This window comes from Mesorhizobium sp. (assembly GCF_004962245.1).
GTDB lineage: Bacteria > Pseudomonadota > Alphaproteobacteria > Rhizobiales > Rhizobiaceae > Mesorhizobium.
This window is the reverse complement of record NZ_SUHQ01000018.1, coordinates 22,321-43,044: the sequence shown is the minus strand read 5'-3', so window position 1 is coordinate 43,044 and position 20,724 is coordinate 22,321. Positions and strand designations below refer to the sequence as shown.

The following is a 20,724-nucleotide window of genomic DNA, read 5'->3' as shown; positions in this document are numbered from 1 at the left end:
GAAAGGCGCCCTTTTGCATTTTCCGAAGACCGCCGGCTCCAGTTCTTTGCCGGACAATTTTCTTTCCAGGCCGCCACATCGCGGTAGCCGTCGCCGGCCGCGCCGGGTTACGATCGGCCGGAGTTCCTTCACGTCTTCAAGTCGAATCGGACGAATGCCTCAGAGAGCCCGCCCCATGAAATCTTCGCTCGAAGACACGCTGCTTGCCTCTATCCGTACCATTCCGGATTATCCCAAGCCGGGCATCCTGTTTCGCGACATCACCACGTTGCTGAGCAATGCGCGCGCCTTCCGCCGCGCCATCGACGAGCTGGTGCATCCTTATGCCGGCCAGAAGGTCGACAAGATCGCCGGCATCGAGGCGCGCGGCTTCATCCTTGGCGGCGCCGTCGCCCACCAGCTCTCGGCCGGCTTCGTGCCGATCCGCAAGAAGGGCAAGCTGCCTTACGAGACGGTGCGCGTCGCCTACAGCCTCGAATACGGGCTGGACGAGATGGAGATGCACAAGGACGGCGTGTCCCTGGGTGAAAAGGTGATCCTGGTCGACGACCTGATCGCCACCGGCGGCACCGCGGAGGCGGCGGTCAAGCTGTTGCGGCAGATCGGCGCCGACATCATCGCCGCCTGCTTCGTCATCGACCTGCCGGACCTCGGCGGCCGGGAGAAACTCGAAGCGCTCGGCGTGCCGGTCAGGACGCTGATCGGCTTCGAAGGGCATTGAGAGGGCGCGCCTCTTACCCTTCTCCCACAAGCGGAGAAGGGTAAGTGGCGCCTTACCCCACCTTCACCAGCACGGCGCTTTCGAACTCGATGACCTTGTCGCCGCTCGAATCGAAGGCCTCCGAGCGTAGCGTGAGCAGCCGCCAGCCCGGGCGCGAGCTTATGGGGCGGTGGGCAAGCGCGGTGCGGGTGAAGGTCACGGTTTCTCCGGCATAGACGGGCTTCGGCCATTTGAGGTTCCTGAAGCCAGGCGAGGGGCCGAATTCGGGCGAGGGACCAGGGCCGGTCCAGCGGGCGCCCTCTGTCTCCATGCGGGTCTCGAGGTTCAATTTCATCCAGGTGGCGGCAGTGTGCCAGCCCGAGGCGCACAGACCGCCGAACACGCTTTTCTTCGCCGCCTCTTCGTCGAGATGGAAAATCTGCGGATCGTATTTCCTGGCGAAGGCCTTGATCGCCTCGGATTCGAATGTATGCGAACCGAGCGTGACGGTGACGTCGATGCAGAAGAACTCGTCAAGGCTCACGTGCTGGCCTCACGGGTCAGGAACATGACGGTGTTCTCAAGATCGAAGACGCTTTCGCCGCGCTGGTTGAAAAGCTCGCTGCGCATAGTGACAAGGCCAAGCTGGGGCTTGGATCTGGACAGGCGCCTGGCAAGGACGGTGGTGTTGCCGCTCAGGATGTCGCCGGCCAGCACCGGCTTTTTCCACCGGACCTGGTCGACGCCAGGGGCGCCCTGGCAGGTCGAATCGAGCAGGAAGGCGTCGCACAGCATACGCATGAACATCGCGCAGGTGTGCCAGCCGGATGCCGCCAGCCCACCAAGGATGCTGGCCTTGCCCGCGGCCTCGTCGAGATGCATAGGCTGCGCATCGAATTCCTCGGCGAATTCGATGATCTCGGCCGCACTCACCAGCTTCGTGCCGAGGTCGAGCGAGACGCCCTCGACGAAGTCCTCATAGGCCCAGGTCTTTCCCGTCATGGTCAGGAATTCTTTCCGGTCATGGTCTGGAGTCCGGTTCGAGGTTGTACGATCGCGAAGATCGGGGTTCCCGGATGCAGGCGGGGCGGGATTTGGTCAAGTAATTTCTAGTGCGCCAGGCCTTCGCGCCAGACGGACAACGGAAGGTTCGACGGCTCTACAACCAGCCGCGGCGGCGGAAATACCAGTAGGGCAGGATCGCCGATACGATCATCAGGCCGATGGCGAAGGGGTAGCCGAGCTGCCATTTGAGCTCGGGCATGATGTCGAAATTCATGCCGTAGACCGAAGCGACCAGCGTCGGCGGCAGGAAGATGACCGCGGCGACGGAAAAAATCTTGATGATGGCGTTCTGCTCGATCGAGATCATGCCGAGCGTCGCGTCGAGCAGGAAGTTGATCTTCTGCGACAGGAAGGTGGCGTGGTCGGCGAGCGACAGCACATCGCGCGACAAGGTCTTGATGCGCGCGCGGATGTCCTTGCTCATCTTGGTCTGGGTCGAGGCGTGGGTGAGGAAGCCGGCGAGCCGCTGCAGCGAGATCAGGCTGTCGCGGATCGAGGAGGCGATGTCCTCCTTGCGGCCGATGGCCTTCAGCAATTCCTGGAAGTCGCGGTTGCGCTTGGAAGCCTTGATCGAGCTTGCCTCGAAGATGTCGCGCGAGATCGTTTCGATGTCGCGGCCGGCGCGCTCCAGAATGTCGGCGAGGCGGTCGACGATCGCCTCCAGCAGGCCGATCAGGATGGTGTCGCCGCTGGTGCAGCCGGTCGCCACCTTCTCGGCGCGCAGCGGAAAGGTCTTGAAAGCTTTCGGTTCATGGTAGCGCACGGTGATCAGCCTGTTGTCGGCCAGCACGAAGGTGACCGGCGACATCAGGGGATCGTCGGCCTCGGTCTGGGCCGGCAGAATGGCGGTCATGAAATAGGCGCCGTCCTCGATATAGAGGCGGCTCGAAATCTCGATCTCCTCCATCTCCTCGCGCGTCGGAATGGCGACGCCGAGCCAGGTCTCGATCGAAGCTTCCTCTTCCTTCGTCGGGTTGAGAAGATCGGCCCAGACCACCCTGTCGCTGTTTGCCAGGAGATCGTCGACGACGCGCAGGCGATCATTCTCCACGACGAATGCCTTGATCATCGCCGGGTCTCCCTTGCTGTGGCCAAAGAGCGGTGCGTTCGGTAGCGATGCGTCGTTTCGGATTGCTCGGGACGGGCGCTTTCGACGAAAGCACCGGCCCGGTGCAGACGCCCCTTAGACCGGGCATTGCGGGCAGTCAAGCCGCGCGGGAGGGCCTGTGCGGCCGTGCACGAGGCCGTGATCGCACCGGCGGCCGTGATGGCTGCCGGCGCGCTGTCGGTCGGGTCAGGTGTTGAACTTGAACAGCATGATGTCGCCGTCCTGGACGACATACTCCTTGCCTTCGTCGCGCGCCTTGCCGGCTTCCTTGGCCGCCACTTCGCCGCCCAGCGTGATGAAGTCGTTGTAGGCGATGGTCTGGGCGCGGATGAAGCCGCGCTCGAAATCGGTGTGGATGACGCCCGCCGCCTGCGGCGCCTTGGCGCCCTTGTGCACGGTCCAGGCGCGCGTCTCCTTCGGCCCGACGGTGAAATAGGTGATGAGCTGCAGCAACTCGTAGCCGGCGCGGATCACCTTGTTCAGGCCAGGTTCTTCGAGGCCCAGCGTTGCGAGGAATTCCATTTCCTCGTCATCGCTGAGCTGCGCGACCTCGGCTTCGATCGCCGCGGAAATCACCACGGTGCGGGCGCCTTGCGCGGCGGCCATCTGTTCGACCGCTTTGGTGTGCGCGTTGCCGGTTGCGGCGTCGGCCTCGGCGACATTGCAGACATAGAGCACGGGGTGCGACGTCAGCAGGTTCAGCCCCTGCAGAATGCGCAGATCCTCAGGCGCGATGCCGTTGAGCAGGATGCGGGCGGGCTTGCCGGCCTGCAGGAGTTCGAGAGCGGCTTCCATCATGGGAAGCACGGTCATCGCCTCCTTATCCTTGCCGGAAGCGCGCTTGCGGAACTGCACGATGCGGCGCTCGAGGCTGTCGAGGTCGGCAAGCATCAGCTCGGTCTCGACAGTCTCGGCGTCGGCAACGGGGTCGATGCGGCCTTCGACATGGGCGATGTCGTCATCCTCGAAGCAGCGCAGCACATGGACGATGGCGTCGACCTCGCGGATGTTGGCCAGGAACTGGTTGCCCAGTCCTTCGCCCTTCGAGGCGCCGCGCACAAGGCCGGCGATGTCGACGAAGGAGATGCGGGTCGGGATGATCTCCTTCGACTTGCCGATCGCCGCGATCTTCTGCAGGCGCGGGTCGGGCACCGCCACCTCGCCGGTGTTCGGTTCGATGGTGCAGAACGGATAGTTGGCGGCCTGCGCCGCCGCCGTCCTGGTCAGCGCGTTGAAAAGCGTCGACTTGCCGACGTTGGGCAAGCCAACGATGCCGCATTTGAAACCCATTTTTGTCCGGTCCTATCGGGAAATCGAAATTTGATGAGGGCTATGGGCGAAAGCGCCGACGATCGTCAAGCCCTCCAGCCCCGATCGGTGGCGAGGCTCAATCCTTGCCGCCGAACAGCTTCTTCAGCATGGCGGCCATCGGGCCGGTTTCAGGCGGCTTGATCGCCGGCTGCTGTGGCCGCGCCTGACGGATATGGCTCTGTTGTTTTGGGCCCTGTTGTTTCGGGGTGGGCTTTTCCGTCTCGGGCGCGGCACCGGTCTTGCCCTGAACGGCGAGGTTGAGCTTGTTCATGAAGCCGGATTCGTCGCCCTTGACGATCATTTCGGCATGAGCACCGATGGCGTCGAGCAGCGGCTCCAGCCATTCGCGATCGGCCTTGGCGAAATCACCAAGCACATGATGCTGGACGAATTCCTTGACGCCGGGGTGGCCGACGCCGATGCGCACGCGGCGATAGGCGTTGCCGACATGGCCGTCGATCGAGCGGATGCCGTTGTGGCCGCCGGCGCCGCCGCCGGTCTTCAGGCGGACCTTACCGTCGGCGAGGTCGATCTCGTCATAGAAAACGGTGAGCGCCGAGGGGGCGAGCTTGTAGAAGCGCAGCGCTTCGCCGACCGACTGGCCGGAATTGTTCATGAAGGTCTGCGGCTTGATCAGGACGATCTTTTCGCCGCCAAGCGTGCCTTCGGCGATCAGGCCCTGGAACTTCTTCGACCAGGGCGAAAAGGAATGGCGGCGGGCGATCGCGTCCGCCGCCATGAAGCCGACATTGTGCCGGTTGTTGGCGTATTTCGCGCCCGGATTGCCGAGGCCTGCAAACAGCAGCATCGTCACCTCCGGGCGGAAAGGGATTACTTCTCTTCGTCGGCAGGAGCCGCTTCGGGTTCAGCCGCTTCGACCACCTCTTCCGTCTCCGGCTTCATCGCCGAGGAGCCGGCAATGGTCGCGATGGTGAAGTCGCGATCGGAGATCACCGGCTTGACGCCGGCCGGCAGCTTGACCGCCGAGATGTGGATCGAATCGCCGATGTCGGTGCCGGCGAGATCGACGGTGATGAATTCCGGGATCGCGTTGGCCGGGCAGTGGAACTCGACCTCGTGACGCACGATGTTGAGCACGCCGCCGCGCTTGATGCCGGGCGACTTGTCCTCGTTGATGAAGTGGACCGGCACGTCAACATTGACTTCGGTGTCCTTGCCGATGCGCAGGAAGTCGACATGGACCGGGAAATCCTTGACCGGGTCGAGCTGGAAGTCCTTGGGCAGGACCTGGATCTTCTTGCCGTCGACATCGATCGTGGCGATCGTGGTCAGAAACCCGCCGCCATGGATCTTGTAGTAGATGTCCTTGTAGGTGAGGGCAATCGCCAGGGGAGGCTGCTTGTCACCGTAGATTACTGCAGGCACTTTACCGTTACGGCGAACTGCACGGGCGGACCCCTTACCGACCTGTTCGCGCGCTTCGGCCTTGAGCTCGTAAGAAGCTTGGCTCATGGCATTTCCTTTCGCGTTGTTCTGGAGCGTTCGCGGCCGGCGAGGTGCCTGGGCCGTAAACGTCGAAAGCCGCCGGGTGAGGCGGCCTTCCGCCGCGTTGCCTCCAAGGGTGTCTACGCGGGTGGCGGCTCTATAGCGGAAGGCGGGGCGGGGTGCAAGCCGTGCGGGTATCGCAGTGAATGTCTGAGCCATGAATGTCTGGCTTGAGCCCGACATTCTCACTCCGAAAGCCCAGGCGCAACCGACTGCCGCACAGCCGGTGCATTCAATTCCGAACATCGCCGGGATCCTTCGGGGGAGTCGGCAGATCATCTGTCTTGGAAAAGCATGTGCGGCTGGCTAGGTTCTGACGTCGTGACAGCGGGGAACCAAGATTCCAAAACCCACCTTCCTTGAGATCGCCCGCCGCGCCGGGGTCGGCACGGCGACGGTCGAACGCGTGCTGAACGGCAGGGGCGGTGTCAGGCCCGCCACCGTCGAGAAAGTCGTCGCCGCCGCGCGCTCGCTCGACTATCCGCGCCGCCTGCCGGAAGCCCATCGCGGGGTGATCAGGATCGAGGTCATCCTGGTCCGCCCGGACGCCACCTTCTTTGCCCGCCTGTCGCATGCCTTCGAACGCATCGCCGCCACGCTCGATCGGACGATCGCCGTCCACCGGACATTTCTCGATGAGGCAAATCCCGCGGCCATCGCGCAGCGGATCCTCGATCCCGACATGCGCCGCGCCGCCCTGATCCTGGCGGTTCCCGACCATCCGCTGGTCGGTGCGGCACTGAGGCGGCTGGAGGCGCAGATGATCCCGACGGTGCAGATCGTCACACAGATTTCGGGCACCAGCGGCGCCTATGTCGGCATCGACAATTACGCGGCCGGGCGCATGGCCGGGCTGCTGATGGCGCGCATGCAAAGGCGGCCGGGCAAGGTGGTGGCGATCTGCCATAGCCAGATCTACCGCGTGCACCGCGACCGCGTGCGCGGCTTCTTCGACTATCTGATGGAGGCCGGCGGCGATTTCGAGCCGGTCGCGGCCTTGTTCGGCCATGACGAGGGCGACCGAAACGCGGGGCAACTGGTCGAGGCGCTGACGCGCTGGCCGGACCTAGCCGGTCTCTACAATAGCGGCGGCGCCAACGCCGCGCTGAACGATGTGCTGCGGCGCCACCCGCTGGGCCGCGACGTGTTCTTCGTCGGCCACGAACTCACCGAGCGCAGCGCCCGTGCGCTCCGCGAGGGCACGATGGATGTTGTGCTCGATCAGGCGCCGGAGGCGCAGGCCAGGCGCGCCATGGACCTCGTGCTGGCGAAATTGAACCTGCACGACCTGCCGGTCGACAATCCGCCGATCCGCTTCGTCACTTTCACCGCCGAGAACGTTTGATCTGATTTGATCAAGGAACAAGCGGCCTTCCGCCGGCCGCGATGTTATCCCCTCAGCAAACGGGAGGATGACAGGTGACCAGACGGCTGACGGCCTACGATCTGCAGAGCGCCAAGGGCACTCGCAAATGGCTGCAACTGCATGTCGATACACCGGCCGAGGCGGCTGCTGCCGTCGCCTGCGACATCACCATCCTGTCCTGCGAGCCTGACCACAATCTCGAAGCCATCCGCCAGGCGGCACCCTTCGCGTTCCTCTCCGTCGGCATGCCGCACGGCGCGGTCGCCTCGCCTGATGAGGCGGTGCGGCTCGGCTTCGCCATGATGAAGCGCGGCGCCGATGCGGTCTATTGCTCGCATTCGCCTCGCTTCATCGAAGCCATGGCGGCGGAGGGCATTCCCGTCACCGGCCATGTCGGCCTGGTGCCGAACCGCGCCACCTGGACGAACTTCCGCGCCATTGGCCGCACCGCCGAGGAGGCCGTGAGGGTGTTGCGCGCGGCAAAAGATCTGGAGAATGCCGGTGCCGCCTGCATCGAGGTCGAGGTGGTGCCGGTGCGGCTGGCCGAGCACATCACCCGCTCGACGCCAATGATCACCATGGGCATGGGCTGCGGCACAGCCTGCGACACGCAGTACCTGTTTTCCTGCGACGTGCTCGGCACCCACACCGGCCACTACCCGCGCCATGCCAAGCGCTATGCTGACTTCGTCACGCTGGAAGCCGAATTGCAGGCAAAGCGGATCGCTGCTTTCCGTGCCTTCGGGACTGACGTTGCCGGTGGCACTTACCCCGAAGCTGGACATCAGGTGGAGATGGACGATGCCGCCTATGACCGCTTCCTGACGCTTTCCCAATCCCTGTGAGACCGAAATGGATGACCTGAAATACGGCACGCGCAACAAGCGAGGCGATTGGGCTCCAAGCGAGCCGGCCGGCACCGCGCCGCTCTTCGTCTTCCCACCGCGCCCGCTCACGCTCTTGAAGTGGCTGCCGCATTATTTCCTGCCTTACAATCTGCTGTTCGCCCTTTCGGCGGTGGCCTGGTGGCATTTCGTGCTGCCTGATGCCGAGGTGATGAAGACGCTCAGCTTCGGCTGGATCCTAAAACTCTTCCTCGTCAACTGTGCGGCACTGCTTCTGTTCTTCGGCGTCTTCGAGCTCCGGCTCTATATCCTGAGGGCGCAGGGCAACCGGTTCAAATACAACGGCAAATGGCCGTCCGAGCAGAAGAGCAAGGCCTTCTTCTTCGAAAGCCAGAACATCGACAACATGCTGCGTACCTTCGGCACCGGCCTGCCGATCTGGACGGCGATCGAGGTTGGCATTCTCTACGCCTATGCCAACGGGTATGTGCCATGGCTGACCTTCGCCGAGCATCCGATCTATCTCTTCTGCCTGGCGCTGGCTGCACCAATCATTCACGAGACCCACTTCTTCCTGCTGCACCGGGCGATCCATTGGCCGCCGCTCTACAAATGGGTGCATTCGGTGCACCACAATTCGGTGAACCCGTCGCCCTGGTCGTCGCTGTCGATGCATCCGGTCGAGCAGTTCGGCTATCTCGGCGTCGCGCTTTGGCATCTGGTCATCCCGTCCAACCCGGTGCTCGCGCTCTACCAACTGCACTTCGCCGGCTTCGGCGCCATTCCCGGCCATGTCGGCTTCGACAAGGTTGAGCTCAGCGAGGACACGGCAGTCGATAGCCACGCCTATATCCACTACCTCCACCACAAATATTTCGAGGTGAACTACGGCGACGGTCTCATCCCGTTCGACAAGTGGCTCGGCACTTTCCACGACGGCAGCAAGGAAGGCGAGGCGCGCATGCAGGCGCGCTACGAGAAGAAGAAGGCACGCGCCAACGCCGCGGCCAAGTAGCGCCGTCAGGGCCGGTATTCCCAAAAAGGGGTGAGCCGGCACCCCACGTCCAAAGGGAGGAAACCATGAAGAAGCTTCTGCTCTCGGCAGCGTTGGCGACAATGATGTCGACCGGCGCGATGGCCGAAAAGATCGGCGTCAGCATCGTCAACTTCGACAACAACTTCCAGACGCTCTTGATGCACGGCATGCAGGACCGCGCCAAGGAGAAGGGTGTCGGTATCCAGGTCGAGGACGCCCAGAACGACGTCGCCAAGCAACTTGACCAGGTGAAGAATTTCATCGCCAACGGCGTCGACGTCGTCATCGTCACGCTGGTCGACACCAACGCTTCCAAGACCCTCAGCGACGAGGCCGCCAAAGCCGGTATTCCGCTGGTCTTCGTCAACCTCGAGCCCACCGACATGGCCAATCTTCCCGACAAGCAGGTCTATGTCGGTTCGAACGAGGTGGAATCCGGCACGCTGGAGGCCTTCGAGGTGTGCAAGCTGCTGCGCGCCAAGGGCAAATCGGCGGGCGCCAGAGCCTACATCGTCATGGGCAGCCTCGTTCACCAGGCTGCGCTGCAGCGGACGAAGGATGTCGAGCAGATCTTCAGCACCGACATGTGCAATTTCATCGAGATCGTCGACAAGCAGTCATCCGAATGGTCGCGCGACAATGCGCAGAACCTGATGACCAACTGGCTGACCGCGGGCCAGGCGCCGGACGCCGTCATCGCCAACAACGACGAATCCGCCATCGGTGCCATCCTGGCGCTGAAGGCCAACGGTGTCGACATGAATAACGTCGTCGTCGGTGGCATCGATGCCACCCAGGACGGCCTGCAGTCGATGAAGGCGGGCGACCTCGCGGTGACCGTGTTCCAGAATGCCAAGGGGCAGGGCGGCGGCGGCGTCGACGCGGCACTCGCGCTCGCCAAGGGCGAGAAGGTCGACCGCGTCGTCTATGTCCCCTTCGAACTCGTCACGCCCGCCAACATGGGCGAATACCTCAACAAGAACTAGGCCGCAGCAGAAACGTCCAGGACAGCCGCACAGGCCGTCCTGGACGGTGCCCTGCGATTCATTATCGAAGGAAAGAATATGTCCAGCTGGATCAGAGCTTGCAGCCTCGACGACATCGAACAGGAAGGCGCTCGCCGCTTCGACCATGGTGGCCGGACCTACGCCGTCTTCCGCTCGCCGGATGACGAGGTGTTTTGTACAGACGGCCTGTGCACGCATGAGGCCGTCCATCTCGCCGATGGGCTTGTCATGGACTATGAGGTCGAATGCCCCAAGCACGCCGGCGCCTTCGACTATCGCACCGGCGCGGCAATGCGGCTGCCACCGTGTGTGAATCTCAGGACCTATCCGGCAAAGGTGGAATCCGGCTCCGTGCTGGTGGCGGTCAGCCAGTGACAAGGCCAAGCGGCCGCCTCCCTAACCGGCCGTTCTCTCCGGACGCGGCCTCACGCGCGCGGGACCGACGGGACGGCCTGTCAGGGCCGGCAGTGGGCCCTTCGTTGCGGTGCCGTCGGCGATGGCAAGCATGCTATCGAAGAATTCGCCGCCGGTCGCGGATTTCGGTGGCACGGCGTCGTGCATGATGCTGATCACGGTCGCGTCGGGGCAAACGTCCTTGATGGCCTGATGAAACGCAACCGTCGCCTCGCTGTCCAGTGCGCTGGTCGGTTCGTCGAGGAACAGCAGCCTCGGCCGCAGCAGTAGGATCCGCGCAAGGATGACCCTTTGCTTCTGACCGCCGGAAAGGAGTTGGTCCCAGCTATGTCCGTCGCGGCCCTCCTCGGCAAGGTCACCGACGAAATCGGCAAGGCCGGCTTTGCTCATCGCTGCTGCGGCCTCGGCGTCCGGGTGAGCTTCGACGGAGTCGGGCAAGCATATCAACTCCTTCAATGTTACCGGCGGCAGCTTGACGTCCTGCGCGGCATACAAGGTCCGCACGTTCTTGGGCAGGACGATGGTCCCGCGGCCGTGGGGCCAGAGACCGTTGATCGCCTTGAACAGCGAAGACTTGCCGCTGCCCGATTCTCCGACCAGCAGGGTCCATTCGCCGCGCCTAAAGTGCAGGTTGCCTGTCGTGACGAAGGGCTCGTCGTCGCCCGCATGCATCAGCTGCAGATTCTGGATCGTCAGGCCGAACTGCGGATCCTGCCTGGCGTAGCGGAACTCCGCGTGGCCAGTGCGGGCATAGAATTCGCGCGGCCGCTGCACGTCCTCGATCGCCTGTGCAAGGTCGGTTACGCGACGGGCGTTCGCCTTCAGCGTCGCAATCTCGGGCATGACGTGGATGAACCACGAACAGTCACCGATGAGCGCATTGGTCAGTTCGGCGCCGGTGACATAGGCTTGCAGGCTGATCTTGTTCTCGACGTAGGGAAGCAGGCCAGGCGCGTAGGCGACGATGCGCGAGCCGAAGAAATTGTAGACGAGCTCGAAGCCCATGTAGCTCGCGGTCAGCCAGTTCAGGCTCGCCCAGGTGCGGTCGATATTGAAATAGCGCCGCCTGTGAATTCCCCCCTGCGCTTTCTCCCCTCTCGCGGCGGCGACGTGGAAGCTGCGGTGAAGAAGCGTGTTCAACTCGCTGCGGTAGCTGCCTTCGGCCCATTGCATCCTGTTCGACAGCCTCTGGAGCGTCGCTCCCAGCTTCACCGCGACGAAGGTGTTGATGGGGACGTAGGCAGCGATCGCCACGACCGTCAGGCAGGCGCTGCCATAGCTGCCGAGGAACTCCAGCCCGCTGACTTCGGTTGAGGTCGCGATGACCTTCTGGCCGACGAAGACAAACGACAGGACTACGCCTGCGATGCCCATCGCGAGGCCGATGGCGCCGCCGGTCATGCCCTTGATGGATTCCTGGACGCGCTGGTCGATATTATCTGGCACCGAGGCTTCGTTCGGTTCGTCCTTCGCCGCGCCGTGTTGCAGATGATAGTGCGTATGGTTGTCGTCGAGTAGCGCGTCGTTGAAGCGCCGGTCGAGCCAGGCGCGCCATTTGCGGTGCAGGGTGGTTGAGAAGTAATGGCGGACCGAGGTGAAACCGACGTCCTTGAGGACCACGATAGCGACCAGGGTCGCCGCGCTTGCCAGAAGGGACGCAGGCGTCGTCGGGTTTTGCGGATGGTGGAGGAAGGCAATCGCATTGACCAGTTCGCCCGATGCTTCGGCGAACCAGACGCTGGCCATTGCCGACAAAGCGGTGAGCGCCACGATGATAGCCGTCAGACCCCAGGCCACCTGCCATTTGTCGGAGAGCCAGTAGGCGCGCATCAGGCCCCAGAAGCTGCACATCGAGGAAACGGGCCTCGACCGCGGCTGTTTTTCCCGACTACGGCTCCGCCAGCGCAAGGCATCCTCCCGAGGTCGCTGCCTGTGGTCAGGATATTCCTATCCGCACCACTTCCGCCCAGACATGGTCGGGCGTTGCGAACTTGTCAAATGTCACGAGGCGAAGCATCCGGCAGATGGGCCGCGGACAGCGGCACACCGCGGCAGATCGCATTTGCGCTGGATCAATCGTTACGGCCGCCTTGCTGGCAAGGCATGCCAATGTCATCCAGCGCGGCCTTGCCGGATCTCTGCTGATCACCTGAAAGCCGACACACAACAAGTCGTTCGGTTCGGATCAAAAGCCGAAGTCCAAACTCACGCTTCAGCCGATCATTGTCGCGGCCTCGAGCTTTCTCGCCTGCTTCATGTTCGGCAAGAACACCGTCAGCAGGCCGAGCAGCGGCAGGTAGGAGCAGACCTGAAAGACGAAGTCGATGCCTTTGATGTCGGCGATGACGCCGAGCACGGCGGCGGCGATGCCGCCCATGCCGAAGGCGAAGCCGAAGAAGATGCCGGCGATCATGCCGACGCGGCCGGGCACCAGTTCCTGGGCGAAGACGACGATGTTGGAGAAGGCCGAGGACAGGATCAGGCCGATCAGCACCGTCAGGATCATCGTCCATTCGAGATTGGCGTAGGGCAGGGCCAGCGTAAAGGGCAGCACGCCGACGATCGAGAACCAGATCATCGCCTTCTGCCCGTAGCGGTCGCCGAACGGGCCGCCGAGCAGGATGCCCAGCGCCGAGGCACCGAGGAACAGGAACAGCATGACCTGCGACATCTGCACCGACACGCCGAATTTATCGATGGCGTAGAAGGTGTAGTAGCTGGCGAGGCTGGCGATGTAGGCGTTCTTGCTCAGCACCAGCAAGGTCAGCACCGCCAGCGCGCCCATCACCCTGCGGCGCGGGAAGGGCGAGACGAAGCCTGCCGCCTTGCGGTTGGCGAGCGAGGCGCGCAGGCGGCTGTACCAGCCGCCGACCCGCCACAGCACGATGATGCCGATCAGCGATCCGACGGCGAACCACGCAATGCTGGCCTGGCCGAACGGCACGACGATAAAGGCAGCCAGCAGCGGCCCGATGGCCTGGCCGAGATTGCCGCCGACCTGGAACAGCGATTGCGCCAGGCCGAACCTGCCGCCCGAGGCGAAACGGGCAATGCGCGAGGATTCCGGATGGAAGATCGCCGAGCCGATGCCGATCAGCGAGGCGCCGATCAGCAGCAGCGTGTAGTGTCCGGCATAGGCCAGCACGATCAGCCCGATCAGCGAGGAGGCCATGCCATAGGGTAGCGAATAGGGCATCGGCCGCTTGTCGGTGACCATGCCGATCAGCGGCTGCAGCAATGACGCCGTCACCTGGAAGGTGAAGGTCAAAAGGCCGATCTGCCAGAAATCGAGACCGTAATTGTCCTTCAGCAGCGGATAGATGGCCGACAGCAGCGACTGCATGATGTCGTTGACACAATGGCAGAAGCTCACCGCCAGAATGACGGTGAAGGCCGTCGCCTGCGCCGAAGCGTGGCTGGCTGGCGCGGCGGGAGTTGTCGCTGTGGTATCGGTCAAGGCAGGCTCCGTGGTCTTTTTGGCAGGCGATGCCGCGGGAGCGCTTATAATCCCGTTGCGAAGCGACTTCTTTCGTGGTTTGGTCCAATAGTTTCGCGAGTGGGCCACGACCATGGCAGAACTGATATCGTATCTGGAGGCGCCGCCCGGCGATCTCGGCCGGTTGCATCGCGAGCGGCTGGCCTGGCTGGAGGGAACCAGCGGTTCGATCGTGGCGCTGCCGTCGGAATATCCGGACGGCTACAACGTGCCTCGTCATCATCACAGCCGCAGCCAGTTGCTGCACGCGCTGCGCGGCGTGGTGCTGGTGACGGCGCAGCAGGGCCGCTGGATGGTGCCACCCGACCATGCCATGTGGATACCGGCGGGCATCGAACATTCGGTCGAAATGCTGGGCAATGTCAGCATGCGCTCGGTCTATGTCACGCCCGATGCGATAGAGGGCCTGCCCACAGGGCTGCGCGTGGTCGGCATGACGGACCTGATGCGCAGCCTGATCATCGAGGCGGTGACGCTGCCGGCCGAACCGCAGCCGACCGGGCGGACGGGCCTGGTGCTCGGCCTTTTGCTGCACGAGATACCGAGCCTGCCCGAGCAGCCGCTCGGCCTGCCTTTCCCATCCGACCCCAAGCTGGCAGCACTTTGCCGGCGCTTCGTCGCAGCGCCCTCGCCGCATGCGACGATCGACGAATGGGCCGGTATCGTCGGCATGAGCCGCCGTTCCTTCACCCGTGCTTTTCATCGCCAGACCGGATTGTCGCTGTCGACATGGCGCCAGCAGGCCTGCCTGTTCGCGGCCTTGCCGAGGCTGGCGGATGGCGAGCCGATCACAAGGGTGGCGCTCGACCTCGGCTATGACAGCGTGCCGGCCTTCACTACCATGTTCAGGCGCATGCTGGGAACCTCGCCGCGCGGCTATATGCGCGGGTCAAGGGACAACATCAGGGTGTCGAACGGGTAGCGCAGGCAGATTTCAGTCGAACAGGCTCGATACCGATTCCTCGGTCGCGGTGCGCGAGATCGCCTCGCCCATCAGGTCGGCGATGGAGATGACGCGGATGTTGGGGGCGTCGAGCACGCCTTGCGTCGGCTGGATGGAATCGGTGATGACCAGTTCCTGCAGCTTCGAGCCGCTGATGCGGGCAACGGCGCCGCCCGACAACACACCATGGGTGATATAGGCGGTGACGCTGGTGGCACCGTTGGCAAGCAGGGCATCGGCGGCGTTGCACAACGTGCCGCCCGAATCGACGATGTCGTCGATCAACAGGCAATCCTTGCCGGCGACCGCGCCGATGATGTTCATGACTTCCGATTCGCCGGGGCGCTCGCGGCGCTTGTCGACGATGGCGAGTTGTGCATCGAAGCGCTTGGCGAGCGCGCGTGCCCGCACCACGCCGCCAATGTCGGGCGATACGACGACGACATTGGCAAGCTGCTTGTATTTTGCCTTCACGTCGCGAGCCATGACCGGAACGGAGAACAGATTGTCCGTCGGAATGTCGAAAAAACCCTGGATCTGGCCGGCATGGAGATCCAGCGTCAACACGCGATCGACGCCCGCCCGCGTGATCATGTTGGCGACCAGCTTGGCCGAGATCGGCGTGCGGCCCGAAGCGCGGCGGTCTTGCCTGGCATAGCCGAAATAGGGAATGACCGCCGTGATGCGCTTGGCCGACGAGCGCATGAAGGCATCGATCATGATGAGCAGTTCCATCAAGTGATCGTTGGTCGGGAACGAGGTGGACTGCAGGATGAAGACATCCTCGCCGCGCACATTCTCCTGGATCTCAACGAAGATTTCCTGATCGGCGAAGCGCCTGACGCTGGCTTTGCCCAGCGGGATGTTGAGATAGCGGGCGACCGCTTCGGCCAGCACCCTGTTGGAATTGCCCGCGAAGAGCTTCATGCACCGTTCCTGGTGAAGGATGGAGACTCTGACAGACTCTCTTGAGCCTCTCAGTCGGGCTTTTAGCGGCCCGTGCCGGTATTGCAAGCGTCGTGATCGGGAATCCGCCGGCTAATCTCAATAAACGCTTTCGGCGAGGGAAGCCGGCAACATGTCAGCCCGCTTGACCGCCAAGCCATGTGGCGAACTGGTCGATCGTCTGGTCGGCGATCGTCTGCATGGTCTCCGGCGCGACCGCGGACCAGCCTTCGCCACCATTGGCCGAGGGCGCCTTCTGCTGGCCGTTGATGCGATGCAGCCGGTTGCCTGCCGGATCATAGACGTCCCAGACATAGATGACGGTGGTGTCCTTGCCTTCCGACATCGTCGAGAAATAGCCTTTCAGCACGTGCGTGGGGGTCTGGCCGGCGCTGCCGGCCAAGGTGATGCCGCGCTGCTTGGCTCTGGTCTGAAGCTCCGCGGTCAGCGGTGTCGCGGCTTCCACAGAGGCGCCGACGATCGGCGCCACCTGCAGGCGGGTGCGTGCGATGACGGCTGCGCTCGTTGCGGGCGTGGTTGCGGGTTGCGCTGGGGCGGAAGGCTGTGTCGTCGCGGAAGGCTGGGCGGTTGCGGAAGGCTGGGCGGTTGCGGAAGGCTGGGCGGTCGTTGCGGGTGGGGTGGTCGTTGCCGTCGTGCCGGGCACGGCCTGTGTCGACTGCGAGGCGATGGCTGAGGGTTCGAGAACGTCCTTCGCACTGGTGCAGGCGGCCAGCGTCAGCGCCGTGAGCAGTGACACGGTCGTCACATGCGATCGCCTCATTGCCTCAAAACTCCCTGGCGACGAACGCCCCTTGCATTCTTGCCATTATGGATTCACCGCACGATCAAGTCGAGATCATGGCGGGACAGCGGCTTCGGCTGCGACTCGGTCGTCAGATAGGTGCGGCCAAGCGTCATCGCGGTCTCGGTTTCGGAGTCCATGATGATCATGTGGGCGAACAGCGTCATGTTTGGCGCGATGGGTTCGGGATTGCCCTGATAGAACATCGGCATGTCCATCCATGACGGGGTGAAGCGGGCGCCAAGCGAATAGCCGCAGGCATTGAGCCGGTGCTTGGTCAAATTGTGCGCCTCGAGCGTGCGGGCATGCGCGTCGAACACGTCACCGAAGGTATTTCCGGGCGTCATCGCCTTTTCGACGGCCAGAAGTGCTGCGCGCGCCGCATCGAACAGTTCCTGGTGACGCTTCGACACCTTGCCCGTCAGCACCGTGCGCATCATCGCCGCATGGTAGTGATGGAAGACGCCGGCCCATTCGAGCGTCAGCTGATCGTTTTTGGTCAGCTTGCGGCGCCCGGCCTTGTAACGGCAAAGCAGTGCGTCCGTCCCTGAGCCGATGATGAACTCGTTGGCCGGATAGTCGCCGCCGCCGGCAAAGATCGCGCCCTGCATGGCGGCAAGGATCAAGGCTTCGTCGCCACCCTGCTTGATCAGCGGCAGGGCCGCATCCAGCGCGTCGTCGGCGAGATTCGCCGCCTTTTCCGCCTTGGCGATTTCGGCCGGGCTCTTGAACAGACGCAGCCGGTTGATGATGCCGGACGCGTCGGCGATCTGGCCAAAGGTCTGCAATTGCTCGTCCAGGCGCCGGCCATTGTAGGCGGTCAGGCCGTGGGTGTCGTATTCGACGCCGATGCGGGCGCCGAGCAGGTCGAGGTCGTTGAGCAAATTGCGCAGGTCGATCGCCGGATTGGCACCGTCGCGATCGGTCCACAGCACGATGTTGTCGATGATCGAGGTGTGGCGCGCCTGGCGCAGATCGGCCGAGCGCGTGAGCAGGATCATCGATCCATCTGCCTTCACCACCAGGCACTGGAAGAAGCAGAAGCCGAACGTATCGTAGCCGGTCAGCCAGTACATGCTCTCCTGCGCAAACAGCAGGACGGCATCGAGCTTCTTCTCGGCGATCTCGATCATCAGCCGATCGCGCCGCGCGTCAAATTCCGACCGTTCGAAATGCAGCGCCATTATTCTGTCTCCAAAACGATTGCCGAAATCTGCCGTCCGTAATCCGGCTCTTTGCGATGCGTGGTGCGCCGGTAGGAATAGAACAGATCCTCCTCGGCGTAGGTGCAGCGGCCGAGCCCGTCGGCGGTCACGCCCGCCCGGGTCAGTCGATCGACCGTATAGAGGTTGAGGTCGAACATTGCATGTCCCGACTTCGCGGCCGGCGCGAAATAGCGGATGTTGTCGGCATCGGCCTCGACGAAGCGGGCGACAAATTCCGGCCCGACTTCGTAGTTTTCAGGGCCGATGGAAGGGCCGAGAACCGCAACGATGCGCTCGCGCTGGGCGCCGAGGCCTTCCATCGCTGCAATGGTGTTTTCCAGCACGCCTGACAAGGCGCCCTTCCAGCCGGCATGTGCCGCGCCGATGACACGCGCCTCGGCATCGGCGAACAGGACCGGTCCGCAATCGGCGGTCGAGGCGCCGACGGAGATGCCCGGCCGGTCGGTGACGATGGCGTCGGCCTTCGGCCGCTCGCCGGAAAAAGGCTCCCTGGCGATGACGACGTCGGGCGAATGGATTTGGTGGGCGGTCAAGAGATGGCTTGAAGGTACGCCCATCCAGTCGGCGACGCGGCGGCGGTTCTCGGCTACCTGAGCCTGGTCGTCGCTCGAGCCGGTGCCGATGTTTAGTCCCCGGTAGATGCCGCCGGAGACGCCGCCGATGCGGGTGAAGTAGCCATGGCGAATGCCTTGCGCCCGCGCCTTTTCCAACAAGGGCGACCGAACGGGATCCGGTTTGGTCTGATTCAGCATGGCGGCGTTGTTGTCCGTGTGGGTGATTTCGTCAAGCTACAGTCCAAAGATCGGCTACAGTCGGAGACGGTCGAAAGTCGGGAGAGTGGGAGAGGCGGCAGCGAAAAGTCAATCCGCCGTTGAAAAGGGCTGAACGGCGATGCCGGCAGGCAGGATGGCAAGCACCTTGAAGAGGTCCCCCATGGCTTGCGGGCCGGCGAGGCGTTCGACCTCGCCCGCAATCTTTTCGCGGGTCGCCTCATTGGCATTGGCGCCGAGCTGGCCCGCGCGTTCAAGAAGCCCCATTGCCACCAGGAATTCACCTTGTGTGGAGAGATGGGCAGTGACGCCATGCGCCCGCACAATCGCGGCAAGGGCGGCGAAATCGACATGGGCGGTGAGATCGGCTTCGCCCGGATTGGCCAGCACGTCTTCGTGATCGTGCTTGCGCAGGGCCTGCAACGTATCGCCGACCCCTGGTCGGAGGTAGCCATAGTCGAGGAACAGGCCGGCGCCACCGAGCCGCGCCAACCGCTCGGTGATGGTCGCCATCAGCGCTGCTCGGGCCGGCGCGACCTCGACGATCGCGCCCTGTGGCGCGTTTTCGGCGTCGCCCGGCAGCAGCGTCGGATCGACCGAGCCGGCGCCGGCGAAGAAACGCAATTCGTCCGCGCCGCCGAGGCCGATCATCCGTTCACGCCAGCCTGTTCCGGCGCGGACGAACTGGCGGATGGGCACAGCGTCGAACAATTCGTTGCCGACGATGAAAAGCGGGGTCTGCGGCAGCGTGTCGATGCTTTCGTGCCAGCCGACCTTGCCCGGCGTGGCGGCCAGCGTCTGCTTCTGGACATCGGCCAGCCGCGGGCTGGTCTCGATCATGGCGAAGGATGCGCCGGTGGTCAGCGCCGGATCGAGCCGCGAAAGCGTGCGCAGCATGTCCTTCATCAGCGTGCCGCGGCCAGGGCCGATCTCGGCGATGGTGACCGGCATCGGCCGACCGGTCGCCAGCCAGGCTTCGTAAAGCCAGACAGCGACCAACTCGCCGAACATCTGGCTGATCTCCGGGGCGGTGACGAAGTCGCCGGCAGCCCCAAACGGCTCGCGCGTCGTATAGTAGCCGTCCCGCGGATCGAACAGGCAAAGCGCCATGTATTGGCTGACGGGGATCGGCCCCGTCGCATCGATCAGCTCGACGATGCGGGTTTTAAGCCGGGTCATACCGGCAGCGATTGCGTCACCGGGCCAGGGCGACGTGCGTCCATTTGGAAAGCACGCCCTGGCACTTTGATTTTACGCATCGCGCTTTCCCAAAACCGATTCCGGCTTTTGGGCCGATGCGGTAGCCGTCGCCATCGCCCAGATGCCGGCCAGCAGCATCGGCAGCGACAGCACCATGCCCATGGTCAGCCAGCCGGTGCCGAGGAGGTAGCCGAGTTGCTGATCAGGCTCGCGGAAGAATTCGACGAAGATGCGCGAGAGGCCGTAGCCGGCGATGAAGGCGCCGCCGACGAAGCGCGGCGTCTTCAGCTTGAGTCGCGAATGGGTGAGGAAGCGCAGCACCAGGAACAGCACCAGGCCTTCGAGCAGCGCCTCGTAGACCTGGCTCGGATGGCGCGCAAATGGGCCGCCATTGGGGAACTCGACTGCCCACGGCACGTCGGTCGGCCTGCCCCAGAGTTCGGAGTTGATGAAATTCGCCATGCGGACGAGGCCGAGGCCGACCGGCACGCCCGCAGCCACCACGTCGAACAGCGACCATGTGCGGATGCCGCGAGACCAGGAAAACAGCGTCATGGCGAGAATGACGCCGAGCAGCCCGCCATGGAACGACATGCCGCCCTGCCAGACGGCAAGGATATCGAGTGGATGGGCGATGTAGCGCGGCAGGTCGTAGAACAGCACGTAGCCGGTGCGCCCGCCTAGCACCACGCCGATGGCCGCCCAGACGATGAAGTCGTCGAGATCCTCGGGCTTCATCGGCAAGGTGCCGTCGGGCCAGAGTTTTGTGTTGGTGACGAGCCGCTTGGCATACCACCAGGCGAAGAGAATGCCGACGATGTAGCCGACGCCATACCAATGCACCGCCAGCGGTCCGATCTGGACGATGACCGGGTCGATGTTGGGGAAGGGCAGGGCGGCCAGCGGCAGCATAAGGTATTCGCTCAACAGGATCTCCCAGTTGCGATCACGTTCGGGCGCGGACCATGCGGCAGGGTTTTGGCG

Annotated in this window: 21 protein-coding genes; 7 read left to right on the top strand and 14 right to left on the bottom strand. The window is 63.6% G+C overall.

What is annotated here, in order from left to right; genetic code table 11:
* Positions 1 to 175 precede the first annotated feature (175 nt).
* Positions 176 to 721, top strand: a complete 546-nt coding sequence (locus tag E5X88_RS19700; RefSeq protein WP_292164209.1) for an adenine phosphoribosyltransferase — start codon at positions 176 to 178, stop codon at positions 719 to 721.
* A gap of 52 nt (positions 722 to 773) precedes the next feature.
* On the opposite strand, the gene E5X88_RS19695 is transcribed toward E5X88_RS19700, so the two are convergent.
* From E5X88_RS19695 to E5X88_RS19670, 6 genes are all read right to left on the bottom strand, one after another.
* Complete coding sequence (locus tag E5X88_RS19695; RefSeq protein ID WP_292164207.1) at positions 774 to 1,244, bottom strand: MaoC family dehydratase; 471 nt, start codon at positions 1,242 to 1,244, stop codon at positions 774 to 776.
* Entirely contained in the window at positions 1,241 to 1,702 is a 462-nt protein-coding gene (locus tag E5X88_RS19690; protein ID WP_292164206.1) for a MaoC family dehydratase, read from the bottom strand. The genes E5X88_RS19695 and E5X88_RS19690 overlap by 4 nt, the downstream gene beginning before the upstream one ends.
* A gap of 157 nt (positions 1,703 to 1,859) precedes the next feature.
* Positions 1,860 to 2,834 (bottom strand): magnesium/cobalt transporter CorA, encoded by a 975-nt coding sequence (corA, locus tag E5X88_RS19685; RefSeq protein ID WP_292164204.1) that lies wholly within the window; start codon positions 2,832 to 2,834, stop codon positions 1,860 to 1,862.
* 225 nt (positions 2,835 to 3,059) lie between these two features.
* Positions 3,060 to 4,163: a redox-regulated ATPase YchF gene (gene ychF / locus E5X88_RS19680; protein ID WP_292164202.1), complete on the bottom strand. Its 1,104-nt coding sequence runs from the start codon at positions 4,161 to 4,163 to the stop codon at positions 3,060 to 3,062.
* 97 nt (positions 4,164 to 4,260) lie between these two features.
* Entirely contained in the window at positions 4,261 to 4,992 is a 732-nt protein-coding gene (gene pth, locus E5X88_RS19675) for an aminoacyl-tRNA hydrolase (protein WP_292164200.1), read from the bottom strand.
* A gap of 23 nt (positions 4,993 to 5,015) precedes the next feature.
* On the bottom strand, positions 5,016 to 5,657 hold the full coding sequence (locus tag E5X88_RS19670; RefSeq protein ID WP_292164198.1) for a 50S ribosomal protein L25/general stress protein Ctc: 642 nt from the start codon (positions 5,655 to 5,657) through the stop codon (positions 5,016 to 5,018).
* Between the two features lie 373 nt (positions 5,658 to 6,030).
* On the opposite strand from E5X88_RS19670, the gene E5X88_RS19665 reads away from it, so the two are divergent.
* The 5 genes from E5X88_RS19665 (at position 6,031) to E5X88_RS19645 (ending at position 10,319) form a co-directional block, all read left to right on the top strand.
* Positions 6,031 to 7,035 carry a LacI family DNA-binding transcriptional regulator gene (locus E5X88_RS19665; RefSeq protein ID WP_292164365.1) on the top strand — a complete coding sequence of 335 codons (1,005 nt, stop codon included), beginning with the start codon at positions 6,031 to 6,033 and terminating at the stop codon, positions 7,033 to 7,035.
* Between the two features lie 74 nt (positions 7,036 to 7,109).
* Complete coding sequence (locus tag E5X88_RS19660) at positions 7,110 to 7,901, top strand: 3-methyl-2-oxobutanoate hydroxymethyltransferase (protein ID WP_292164197.1); 792 nt, start codon at positions 7,110 to 7,112, stop codon at positions 7,899 to 7,901.
* 7 nt (positions 7,902 to 7,908) lie between these two features.
* Positions 7,909 to 8,916 (top strand): sterol desaturase family protein, encoded by a 1,008-nt coding sequence (locus E5X88_RS19655; RefSeq protein ID WP_292164196.1) that lies wholly within the window; start codon positions 7,909 to 7,911, stop codon positions 8,914 to 8,916.
* Between the two features lie 65 nt (positions 8,917 to 8,981).
* Complete coding sequence (locus E5X88_RS19650) at positions 8,982 to 9,923, top strand: substrate-binding domain-containing protein (protein WP_292164195.1); 942 nt, start codon at positions 8,982 to 8,984, stop codon at positions 9,921 to 9,923.
* 78 nt (positions 9,924 to 10,001) lie between these two features.
* Entirely contained in the window at positions 10,002 to 10,319 is a 318-nt protein-coding gene (locus E5X88_RS19645; protein WP_292164194.1) for a MocE family 2Fe-2S type ferredoxin, read from the top strand.
* A 21-nt stretch (positions 10,320 to 10,340) separates the two neighbouring features.
* Here E5X88_RS19645 and E5X88_RS19640 read toward each other — a convergent pair whose 3' ends face one another.
* Positions 10,341 to 12,209 carry an ABC transporter ATP-binding protein/permease gene (locus E5X88_RS19640; RefSeq protein WP_292164192.1) on the bottom strand — a complete coding sequence of 623 codons (1,869 nt, stop codon included), beginning with the start codon at positions 12,207 to 12,209 and terminating at the stop codon, positions 10,341 to 10,343.
* A 361-nt stretch (positions 12,210 to 12,570) separates the two neighbouring features.
* Complete coding sequence (locus E5X88_RS19635) at positions 12,571 to 13,815, bottom strand: MFS transporter (protein ID WP_292164190.1); 1,245 nt, start codon at positions 13,813 to 13,815, stop codon at positions 12,571 to 12,573.
* 112 nt (positions 13,816 to 13,927) lie between these two features.
* Here E5X88_RS19635 and E5X88_RS19630 point away from each other — a divergent pair, with 112 nt between their 5' ends.
* On the top strand, positions 13,928 to 14,776 hold the full coding sequence (locus E5X88_RS19630) for a helix-turn-helix transcriptional regulator (protein WP_292164188.1): 849 nt from the start codon (positions 13,928 to 13,930) through the stop codon (positions 14,774 to 14,776).
* A gap of 12 nt (positions 14,777 to 14,788) precedes the next feature.
* On the opposite strand, the gene E5X88_RS19625 is transcribed toward E5X88_RS19630, so the two are convergent.
* The 6 genes from E5X88_RS19625 to lgt form a co-directional block, all read right to left on the bottom strand.
* Positions 14,789 to 15,724 (bottom strand): ribose-phosphate pyrophosphokinase, encoded by a 936-nt coding sequence (locus tag E5X88_RS19625; protein WP_006202540.1) that lies wholly within the window; start codon positions 15,722 to 15,724, stop codon positions 14,789 to 14,791.
* A 154-nt stretch (positions 15,725 to 15,878) separates the two neighbouring features.
* Positions 15,879 to 16,523 carry a hypothetical protein gene (locus E5X88_RS19620; protein WP_292164186.1) on the bottom strand — a complete coding sequence of 215 codons (645 nt, stop codon included), beginning with the start codon at positions 16,521 to 16,523 and terminating at the stop codon, positions 15,879 to 15,881.
* A gap of 53 nt (positions 16,524 to 16,576) precedes the next feature.
* The gene (locus E5X88_RS19615) at positions 16,577 to 17,728 is read right to left on the bottom strand and encodes a Xaa-Pro peptidase family protein (protein ID WP_292164184.1); all 1,152 of its coding nucleotides are present in this window, start codon (positions 17,726 to 17,728) and stop codon (positions 16,577 to 16,579) included.
* Positions 17,728 to 18,522 carry a peptidoglycan editing factor PgeF gene (pgeF, locus tag E5X88_RS19610; protein WP_292164182.1) on the bottom strand — a complete coding sequence of 265 codons (795 nt, stop codon included), beginning with the start codon at positions 18,520 to 18,522 and terminating at the stop codon, positions 17,728 to 17,730. Before pgeF ends, E5X88_RS19615 begins: the two co-directional genes overlap by 1 nt.
* Positions 18,523 to 18,630: 108 nt before the next feature.
* Positions 18,631 to 19,719 (bottom strand): class I SAM-dependent methyltransferase, encoded by a 1,089-nt coding sequence (locus E5X88_RS19605; RefSeq protein WP_292164181.1) that lies wholly within the window; start codon positions 19,717 to 19,719, stop codon positions 18,631 to 18,633.
* 72 nt (positions 19,720 to 19,791) lie between these two features.
* Positions 19,792 to 20,667, bottom strand: coding sequence for a prolipoprotein diacylglyceryl transferase (lgt, locus tag E5X88_RS19600; protein WP_292164179.1), 876 nt, complete (start codon positions 20,665 to 20,667; stop codon positions 19,792 to 19,794).
* Positions 20,668 to 20,724 lie beyond the last annotated feature (57 nt).